At 58.3% G+C, this 6,459-nt stretch carries 4 protein-coding genes and 4 pseudogenes; 6 read left to right on the forward strand and 2 right to left on the reverse strand.

Translation table 11 applies throughout. The features are described from left to right. The first annotated feature begins 174 nt into the window (after positions 1-174). The 5 genes and pseudogenes from AB3X96_RS39995 to AB3X96_RS40015 all read left to right on the forward strand — a co-directional run. Complete coding sequence (locus AB3X96_RS39995) at positions 175-879, forward strand: GntR family transcriptional regulator (RefSeq protein WP_176112079.1); 705 nt, start codon at positions 175-177, stop codon at positions 877-879. Between the two features lie 72 nt (positions 880-951). Then, positions 952-1,704 carry an arylmalonate decarboxylase gene (locus tag AB3X96_RS40000; protein ID WP_368594101.1) on the forward strand — a complete coding sequence of 251 codons (753 nt, stop codon included), beginning with the start codon at positions 952-954 and terminating at the stop codon, positions 1,702-1,704. 136 nt (positions 1,705-1,840) lie between these two features. Further along, positions 1,841-2,851: a LysR family transcriptional regulator gene (locus AB3X96_RS40005; protein ID WP_368594102.1), complete on the forward strand. Its 1,011-nt coding sequence runs from the start codon at positions 1,841-1,843 to the stop codon at positions 2,849-2,851. Continuing rightward, complete coding sequence (gene hutG / locus AB3X96_RS40010; protein ID WP_368594103.1) at positions 2,835-3,629, forward strand: N-formylglutamate deformylase; 795 nt, start codon at positions 2,835-2,837, stop codon at positions 3,627-3,629. Before AB3X96_RS40005 ends, hutG begins: the two co-directional genes overlap by 17 nt. A gap of 64 nt (positions 3,630-3,693) precedes the next feature. Next, positions 3,694-3,838: pseudogene (locus AB3X96_RS40015) on the forward strand (IS6 family transposase); the annotation flags it as partial. 51 nt (positions 3,839-3,889) lie between these two features. On the opposite strand, the pseudogene AB3X96_RS40020 reads toward AB3X96_RS40015, so the two are convergent. Further along, positions 3,890-4,781, reverse strand: a pseudogene (locus AB3X96_RS40020) (Tn3 family transposase); the annotation flags it as partial. Positions 4,782-4,788: 7 nt separating this feature from the next. Beyond that, positions 4,789-6,189 (reverse strand): annotated as a pseudogene (locus AB3X96_RS40025) (phage integrase family protein); the annotation flags it as partial. 108 nt (positions 6,190-6,297) lie between these two features. Here AB3X96_RS40025 and AB3X96_RS40030 point away from each other — a divergent pair. Next, positions 6,298-6,459, forward strand: a pseudogene (locus AB3X96_RS40030) (IS6 family transposase); the annotation flags it as partial.

Raw genomic sequence — 6,459 nt, forward strand, 5'->3', positions numbered from 1 at the left:
GCGCGCGGACCTATAAGTGAAAATTATTTCCCACTATCGCAGATCTCGACTAGTCTGTTGCTGTGTACAGGTTGCGTATAGCTGTGGCTTGTAGTTATCATTGGGCACACGCCGCGCTGGTGCGGCACTGACCGGACGCTCCATCACCGCAACAGCGTCCAGCGAGGAACATCAATGGCACGCGTGGTTAAATTGAAGGGCCAAACGCCGCGACCGGCAGCCAAAGCCACGGCTCCTCGTGGCCAGGCGTCTGACATCTACCTGACAGTTCGCGATCGCATCTGTAGTCTCCACTATCCGCCGGGCACCTTCCTCGGAGAAAACGTGCTGGCTGAAGAATTTCAGGTGAGCCGTACGCCCATTCGTCAGGTGTTGCAGCGACTTGAATATGAAGGCCTAGTCGAAACGAAAAACGGCGTCGGGACGATTGTTAGCGGGGTCGATTTCCGCGAGTACAGGGACACGTACAATTTCCGCCTGCGATTGAGCGAGATGCTGGGAGATTTTTGCTCGCCGCTCGACGCCCCACAGGCGCTTGAGCGCATTGAAAGCCTCATCCCCCGAGCCAACGCGTTACTAAACGGTCCCAGGAATTTCGATGAGTTCTGGTCGGTCTTGCATGAGTTACATTTCGCGATCAATGAGCTGATCAGAAATAAGGAGCTGAGGCAGACGCACGACAGGTGCTATTTTCAGGCATCACGCGTTTGGTACAACTTTGTCAGAGACCTCTGGGAAGAGGAGGTTGAATACCTTAACCGAGAACTCGAAGAGTGCTGCCGCGCGCTGCGCGCCGCCGATATGCGTGCTCTAGGCCTGGTTCAGCGGAACTACATTTCATTTGGACTCGCGCGAATCGCCCGCTTCATTACGGGTTAGGCCACCCCTCCATCGCTGCAGGCGTCAAGAACATCTCCCTCATTTCCAATCCTATATAAAGGAGTACGTATTGTGAGCAACCTTGTTGAATTCAAGGCTGAGTTTGACCAGGGCCGACACAATCGCGCCAAGGCAGGCTTTGTGCTGCTCGCGACCGAGCAAACGATCGAAGATGACATGTTCACCCTTCTCCCGAAAGGCGTCGGAATCCATTTCACGCGAGTCCCCAATCCTGACAGCATCACGCGGAAATCCCTCGACAACATTGCTAGCAGTCTCGCCGAGTCTGCGGCGCGGATTCTTCCGGACGGCAGTCTAGATGTTATTTGCTACGGCTGCACGTCTGGAAGTCTGGTTGTCGGCGAAAAGAAGGTCTTTGCAGAATTGTCGCGAGGCGCCCCGAATGCAAAGACGACAAGCATGGTAACAGCCGTCATTCGCGGTCTGCGGGCGGTCGGCGCGAGGCGTATCGTCATCGGCACGCCGTATCTGGACGAAATCAACGAGATGGAGAAAATCTACCTGGAAAACGAGGGCTTCGAAGTTCTGGCAATCCATGGCCTCCAGCTCGAAAAAGACAGCGACATGGTGCGCGTGACTCCGAATAGCATTGCGCAAATGGCGCTGTATCTCGACCGTCCGGACGCTGATGCAATCTTCATTAGTTGTGGGGCACTCAGATCGATCGAAGTCATCGAAGAGATCGAGCAAATAACCGACAAGCCCGTCATTACAAGTAATCAGGCTGTTGCGTGGGATGTTATGCGACTCGCTGGCATCCAGGACCGCATCAGGGGCTTCGGACGGCTGCTGTCCGAGCACTAGGCAACACTCGAGCGGCAGCCGGAGGTCTGTTTCGCATGGTGGGATTGATGCCGGTGTGACGACGAAATTGCTATCTTTTTCCGACTTTCATCGGCATCACAAACCCATCGCATGATTTTTGACCAGGCAAAATCCGATGACACGACCTCGACCAACCATCGACTTGCGGGCTCTGGAAGCATTCGTCACCGTCTGCGAAACGGGGTCGATGACCGCAGCCGCCAAGCGGCTGCAGGTCAGTCAAAGTGCCATCAGCCAATCAATCGCATCCCTCGAACGCGAGCAGAGCACGGAGCTTTTGGACCGGGAGAGCCGGCCGCCCCGGCCCAATCTCGCCGGCCGCGCTCTGCTCAAGCTGGCCGAGCCCCTGTTGAAGCAGGCACAAGATGTCAGCAGCAAGCTTAGGGACACGTCGCGAGGCGAGACGCTGCCGGTTCGACTTGGATGCGTTGACTCGTTCGCTGCCACCGTCGGTCCGGAGCTGATTCGCGCCGTGTCCGGATCAACCCGTCAAATTGAAATGTGGTCTGGGCTTACGCCAGCCCTTTCAGCGCAAATTCATCAGCGCGAGGTTGACGTCGTGGTTTGCACTCAGACCACAATTACCGACACACGACTGGTCGAAGTTCCGCTTTTATCAGAGGCTTTTCTCGCGGTCGCTTCTCGCCGCTGGTTCGAGAGGCATAAGGGAGCAAATCCCGAATGGGGAAGCCTGGCTGCCGAACTGCCGCTGATTCGATACACGGCGCGTTCAGTAATTGGGCAGCAGATTGAGCGGTTAGCTCGACATCTGAATATCGGCAGCGCTCGTCATTACGAATTCGATGCGACGGACCCGCTGCTGAGCCTTGTCAGCGCAAACCTCGGTTTTGCCATTTCCACACCGCTCTGCCTTTGGCAAGCGCGCCACTATCTTGACACTTTAGTCGTATTTCCTCTTCCCAGGAGCCATCTCAGTCGGCGGGATTTTTTCATTTTGCACAGGCGTGGCGAGTGGGACGAACTCGTGGACCAGATCTCGGCTCTTACCGGAAACGTCCTCGACGAGCTGATCCGTCCAGCGCTCAAAAAACTGTTACCGCAGATGCCTGCGACCGCGCTACAACAGTCAAACATAATAAAGGCTCATCGTGACAAAAGTATATGATTTGACGCGAGGGAACGCCCCGCTACTTATTTCGATTCCCCATCTCGGGACAAGCATCCCAGACGACCTGCGAGAGAAATACACCGACTCCGCGCTAAGGCTTTCCGACACTGACTGGCATCTTGACAAACTCTACGAGTTCGCGCATAAGCTCGGGGCGACGGTCACGAGTGCGCACTTGTCCCGCTATGTCATCGATTTGAACAGACCATCTTCTGACGAGAATCTTTATCCCGGGCAACAGACCACCGGCTTATGTCCGGAACAGACGTTCCGTGGCGAGACTGTCTATCGCGATAGGCAGACTCCGACGGCAGATGAAAAGAATTTGCGAGTAAAGTCATACTGGCAACCGTACCATGATCGCCTTGCAGAAGAACTGCGTCGACTTCGCGAGGAACATCCGCATGTACTTCTGTGGGAAGCGCATTCGATTGCGAGCGTTCTACCGCGGCTGTTCCAGGGCAAACTCCCAGATCTGAACATCGGAACGCAGGACGGCCGCACTGCGGCCGATTCGGTACTTCAAGCTGCAATCAATGCAGCAGCGGAAAGCGGGTATTCCTGGATTAGCAACGGCCGATTCAAGGGCGGGTTTATCACCCGTCATTACGGAGTGCCGTCATCCGGTATCCATGCCATCCAGCTTGAGATGTGTCAGAGTACTTACATGGACGAAAATCTTCCGTTTCACCTAATCCCGGATCGCGCGCGGCTGGTTATACCAACATTGGAAACAATGGTCGGTAGGTCACTGGATGCAGTCAGTGCATTGTGAGATCGTCCCGTTGCGATATTCAAAAAAGCGTCCGGCCACTGCAATGTCAAATCGATGTGGGCAAGCAGCGAAGGCCCAATTACCGGAACTCGCTGTCGTAAAGCACCTGTTCGCAAAGACGTCGGCTCAGGTGAACAATCGCGCTGAAAATAGTCACCCGCCCACGCGCCACAATGCGGGGTTTCCGCGAGCGACGTCGCAGGCAGGCAGCGTGCCATGGAACAGAGGCCTAGCCGGGATTCGTAAAAATCCGCCACGGCCTAAGCGGCTGATTTGAATGCGAAATCGATAGTCGAGTCGAGCGGTGGGACGGAGCGCAAGAGATCCAGCAGATAGTCCCCGAACCGGTTGATGTGCTCGCGCCGGTACGGCGACAGCACCTTGAGGACCTCGGCATCGACCGGATGCCCCTTTTCCTGCAGTTCCTTCAGCTTGCGCGACATCCACTGCACGTTGTACAGGATCACCATGCTCGCGACGAGGTGGTTGTACTTGATCACTTTGCGCTGCTCGTGTCGGACGTTTTCGGCGATCACGCCTTCACCACCGAACATCAGCCACTGAGCGAAGTCGTTGAACTGCTTGCTCTTGTTGGTCGCCGCGTGAATCGTGCGACGCAGGTCCGGCTCATTGAGATATTTCAGCAGGAACAGCGTCCGGATCACGCGCCCCAGCTCCCGGAATGCGAAGTAGAGCTTGTTTTTTGTGCTCTCCGATCCGAGGCGGCGCAGGATCGTCGACGGCGTCATCCTGCCTGCTTTGATCGACACTGCAACGCATCATGTCGGCATAGTGACGTTCGATTAGTGCCCAGTCAATCGCCTGACGGCACAAGCTGTCGATGTGCTTGTATTTGCGCCGTCGGTCCGCCTTGTACAGCACGAGATCCTTGATGTTGCGCATGCGCGGCATCAGGTTGATGCCCACTACGTACGACAGACCGAAGACCGGACCGCTTTGTGCCTGCGTATCGCCGTGGATCGTATCGGGCTTGACGTCGGCGCCGTTCAGGATCAGCCCATCGAGGATGTAGACGGCTTCGTGGACGCCGCACGGGATGAAGTGACTGAACAGGGCGATGTACATGTCGGATACGTGATAGTAGCCGATCCCGCCGTATCCCCCATAGCGAACGTGATACTCGGACAGCAACCTCCCTCAGACACGGCGTGGTAATGCCGCCGGGTTCGTCGAGATGGCCGATCAGCGGCGTATCCGGTGCCCAGCGTGCGGGGCTCACGGGCAGGCCGCGCTGCATCAGGTACTGGTCCAACGCAAATCGTGCGAGTGGCGGCAGCACCACCTTGCCAGCCTTCGCCCCCTTACCGGTGAGGTGAAGCCACCGCTCACCGCGCGTGCCGGTCATGATACTGCCGAGTGTAACGCTGACCAGTTCGCCCCGGTCGCCCAACCGAAATCGAGCAGAAAGCGCAGACGCTGTGCGGCGGGAACCGCCCAGCCATGCGACCTTTCCAGGCCATCGGCAATCGTGCGGATCAGTTCCCACTCTCCCGCCGTAAAGGCGCGCGAAATGTCCAGCTACCCATTGCGCTGCGCGCCGCACACCCTGAGGCCGGCAAACGGATTCGCGAGCACGTAGCGCTGCTCGATCAGCCAGCGAAACATTGCACTCGGAACTGACAGCGCATAGGCGATGGAGTCTGGCGACAGCGCGCCCGTGAACGGCCGCCATTCGGACGACGATCGCGGGCGCGCCGGCGCGACCCACCGGGCGCGGGGTGTGGGATGGCGCAGGAAGGCAGGATAAGCGGTCGCATCCTCGCTCATGAGCGAAGACAGCGCCTTGCCGCGCTCAGCAATCGCCCACAGCAGCAGGCGCTCGGCTTCCCGGCGATAGGCACGCTGAGTTTCGGCGGCTTCGTGCCGGTCGAGCCAGGCGCTGATCGCCTGATAGTCATTATCGGCCTTGAGCGAACACATCGGCTTCGGTGCGCGGAAGACACCACACGAGCCGTCGACGTCATGTGGCACGTGGATGTTTTCCCACGGCACCACAGGCTCCGGCGTCGCCACCACGATCAGCGCGCGGGCGCGTTCGGTGAGCACCGGGTGGGCGGCAAAGAAGGTTTCAATGTGCCGTGCGCTGCGCATGCCGAGTCCGTAAATCGTGCGCCACCCAGCGCCGGCGACGAGGGATGCGTACAGTCAGATCAGCCAGCGTCCGGATGCCATGCTGATGCAGCACGGGGACAACACGGGCTGGCAGCCAGACATCGATCACATCGCTCACCTGTGGTTGTGGGATCTCAAGCGTTGGCAAGATATCCAGCGCCCGGGTCGCGGCCTTACGGTGATGGGACCGTTCGCCCACCGCGCACTGGAACAGCTGGGCCAGATCGGCGCGATGCCGGCTGAGGGCGAAACCGGCGAGCTGCCGACGAATCCGTCCGATCACGCCGCGCGCAGACTGGCCGCCTTCGAGCGCCTGCGAGCAATAACGTTCGACCGCCTCGCGAGCGCTGACGCCTGCGTACCACGCGCGCAGCGCGGACAGGGACGCAGGCTCAGGCAAGGACGGGTGCAACGGAACGTTCGGCATCCAGAGATTATAGGCAACGAGATGGCAGGGGAGCGGCGCGTCAGAGGGGTGGCACGTTTCCCGAAACGGGAGTTTCATCGAAAAATGAAATCCTATCGATAACAAGGGTTCGAGCGCGGTGTCGTTGTCAGTTACGAGACGATCCGCCGCTGGTGCGACAAATTCGGCGCGGGCTTCGCACATCGCGTCAAAGCTGCTCGCCGCAAGCCTGGGCGCACATGGCATCTGTACGAAGTCTTCGTTACGTTGCGCGGTGAGCCTTATCTGCTC

This window comes from Paraburkholderia sp. BR13439, assembly GCF_040948805.1.
Lineage (GTDB): Bacteria > Pseudomonadota > Gammaproteobacteria > Burkholderiales > Burkholderiaceae > Paraburkholderia > Paraburkholderia youngii.